Raw genomic sequence first — 2,368 nt, forward strand, 5'->3', positions numbered from 1 at the left:
ATCGTTTGAAGGATAAAAAAAGAATAGGGATTCAGCCTCAGGTTGAAACTTAATACGAGATCAAAGGGGTCAATTTTACTTTGCCATTTGTAAGGTAAAAGGGGTCAATTTTAGAATGCCGTTGACATAAATAAGATATTTAATTTACAGATAATATTATGAGTTAATAAATGGCTTATTATTTAAATTATTATAATAAACAATAATATTACACTATTCTTTTTTTGCACTTGACCTTTGTATTCTTATAATATATTTTTTCATCAAATTTATTCAAAATTCACCTAATATGATCAAATCAATCACACAAGTTAGAGATGATTTTTCTCAATCAGGAGTTTCTATAGCAAAGTGGGCTAGAGATAATAATTTTTCTCCAGATCTTGTATACCGAATATTAAAAAACAATAAAGTACCTCAACGTGGTGAGAGCCATAGAATTGCTGTTAAATTAAGAATTAAGGAACAAAAAGATATGGATTAAATCATTTTTATTTAATTGCAGAAAGCATAAAGGCTCATACATTGCTGCATGAGCCTTTATAAATTTGTCTTTAACTTGCTGGTCCAAGACAAATTTATTCTAAAAGACATTGATTTTTTTATCAATGCTTAGAGCGCTTTCTGCCTCATTTTCTTATTCAGAGGCAGAGTATTATGAATACATCAATTGAAAAAAATAGATTAGTCGACAGTTATTTACTTAATGTCCATAGCAATAGAGAAATTGTGAAAACCGTTAAATTTTCTAGAGAAACTGTAGCTAAAATTATTTGTGAACCCCATATCAGGTTTATTCCTAAATTCACATTAAAACGATATATGAAAACAGATGAAGTTGAAAAAAAAATTCAAAACAAAAAATATATATTTGAAAGTAGAGATAAAAATAATGAAGGTTTAAAAAGTTATGTTGCTCAATTTCCTGTAATCATAGAATCTAATGGACAAATATGGAGACTTGGTAATCTATATTTTATTAGCTACATGCTATCAAGCACAGATATAAGTGGAACTAGCTTAAAATCTGTTGCTATTGATTTATTAGATTATTATAAATTTATTGTAAGAAATGAACTTAGTTTCTTTTCTTTCCCTAAAATTAATAAACTGAGAGCAACCTTCTTATATCGGAATTATCTTCTCAATGAATTTTACGAAAGAAGAATCCATAAATCTACTGCTAGCCGAAGAATAAATAGAACCGTAGATTTTTATAACAGACTACTAACAGATGGATTCATGACAAGCAAGGATTTCGATAATGAACCTTTTGAAAGAATATTGAAAAAAATAACTTTAAATAATAAATTCGGTTCTGATTTTCAAAAAATCGTGAATAGTTCAGATATTGCTATAAATACACAAAAAAAAAATGTGTTTTATGATGCCATTCATGATGATGGAAGATTAAGGCCTATGACAGATAATCAGCAAAAAAATTTCCTAGAATTTCTTCATAGAAATAGCAATAGGCAACTACAGTTAATTTGTTACTTTTCCCTAACAACTGGTGCGAGACTACAAACTATTTGTACATTGAGAGTTAAAGATATTAAATCATTAATGTCTCAGTTAAAAAAATCCAATTCACATAAACAAGCAGTTCATTTACGAGTAGGGGGAAATACTGGTATTGATACAAAAAGAAATAAAGAAATAATCTTAGAAGTTCCATATAAGTTAATAATTGCATTAAATAATTTTATAAATTCAGAAGAATGGGAAGCAAGAGCTTCAAAAAATTATTATGGAGCTACAGATGATGGGTATGTTTTTATCGCTAAATCAGGCCTTCCCTACTATACAAGTCGGAAAGAGATAATTGATGTTAAGAATGATATAAACAGAAAACAAGAAACAATACGTAGAGGGGAATCTGTAATTAAGAATACAACATCTCTTATAAAAAAAATTCAAGAAAATTATGAATATTTCCCTAATTTTAGTTTCCATGATCTTAGAGCTACATTTGGTATGAACTATTTAAAAGCTTTGGTAAATGCCAATTTAGATAAAGACCAATGTTTAATAATATTAAAAAATGCTATGGGCCATGACAATATTGAAACAACTCTTAATTATTTAAATTATCGAGATGTAACTAATGAATTTTATAAAACCCAAGAATATCTAGAAAATTCATTATTTGGAGATTTATAGATGGAAATAGTAAAAAATAACTTTAAGGAGAGAAAATACAATATAGTCTCCATCAACGAATCACTTAGTATAAATAAAGAAACGGCTTTGTTGCACAAAGATTTGAAATGCAAAGCGCCCCTAATTGAGCCAAATTTAAGGCGTAACTTGGGTAAGTGGTCGACCTAATTCCGTAAATCTGTTGAGGACTGCTACACGTGCATGA

Annotated in this window: 2 protein-coding genes; both read left to right on the forward strand. The window is 28.3% G+C overall.

The window, feature by feature from the left end:
- Nucleotides 1-289: 289 nt before the first annotated feature.
- The gene (locus tag FTT87_RS15695) at nucleotides 290-484 is read left to right on the forward strand and encodes a DNA-binding protein (RefSeq protein WP_180175100.1); all 195 of its coding nucleotides are present in this window, start codon (nucleotides 290-292) and stop codon (nucleotides 482-484) included.
- 173 nt (nucleotides 485-657) lie between these two features.
- A complete protein-coding gene (locus FTT87_RS15700; protein WP_180175101.1) occupies nucleotides 658-2,163 on the forward strand; it encodes a site-specific integrase in 1,506 nt (501 codons plus the stop codon).
- Nucleotides 2,164-2,368 lie beyond the last annotated feature (205 nt).

Source organism: Acinetobacter sp. YH01022 (assembly GCF_013420235.1).
Taxonomy (GTDB): Bacteria; Pseudomonadota; Gammaproteobacteria; order Pseudomonadales; family Moraxellaceae; genus Acinetobacter.